Genomic DNA, 953 nt, shown 5'->3' with positions numbered 1-953 from the left:
CAGGGCAAGATCGTGAACGTTTTTTGAGCAGTCTATACAGTTCAATTTGACGCCCAGGCACTATCGTGATCTTATACTCACTTTTGCGCGAGTATGACATGTATCTTGAAGCTTTCACCTCCCACTTTAGCACCATTACAGATCAGCGACAGTCCGCCAAGGTAACTTACCCGTTGTACGATGTGTTGTTCGTCACTTTATGTGGAGTCATCGCCGGGGCTGAAGGCTGGTCAGAAATACGGGATTATGCAGAAGGCCACCATGAGTGGTTCAAGAAGCATGGTTTTCTCTTAGATGGTGTGCCGGTTGACGACACCATTGCCCGTATTGTTTCGAGAGTTGACCCTGAGCAATTTCGCTTATGCTTTATCAACTGGATGAAGAGCGTTCACGAACTCTCTAATGGTGAGATTATCGCAATAGATGGTAAGACGCTTCGAGGCTCATATAATCGTGAGGACAGACGTTCGACCGTACACATGGTGAATGCATTTGCTTGTGCGAACAAGTTAGTGCTGGGCCAGATAAAGACTGAGCAGAAATCTAACGAAATCACTGCAATCCCAGAGCTTATCCGTTTGCTGGATGTTGAGGGAGCACTGGTATCTATTGATGCAATGGGCTGCCAGACCGCCATCGCTCAGCAAATTGTAGGCAGCAAAGGCGACTATCTGCTTGCGCTAAAATCTAATCAGAGCGCTTTACATGCAGCGGTCGAAGCCGCGTTTGCCAGCGAGCGAGCTCAGCCACTTGATGGCCTGACGATTGAAAGGAACAAAGGCCGGGTGGAAGGACGTATTCATTATGTCAAAGAAGCCACAGTCATCTCAGATGACTTCCCTGATTGGCCAAAGCTGAAAACACTGGGGTTATGTATGAACTTCAGGCAGGCGAAAGGGAAAGAAATCGAGCTGACATATCGCTATTACATCAGCTCCGCAGCTCTTGATGAG

At 48.0% G+C, this 953-nt stretch carries 1 protein-coding gene; it reads left to right on the top strand.

Features of this window, described 5'->3' with window-relative positions; genetic code table 11:
* Window positions 1-98 precede the first annotated feature (98 nt).
* Window positions 99-953, top strand: an 855-nt coding sequence (locus tag D1Z90_RS20780) for an ISAs1 family transposase (RefSeq protein ID WP_119912664.1), incomplete at its 3' end; no start/stop codon positions are given.

Source organism: Motilimonas pumila, assembly GCF_003596335.1.
Classification (GTDB): Bacteria; Pseudomonadota; Gammaproteobacteria; order Enterobacterales; family CBDFNC01; genus Motilimonas; species Motilimonas pumila.
The sequence above is the reverse complement of the archived record's forward strand: the minus strand, read 5'-3'. Positions and strand labels throughout refer to the sequence as shown.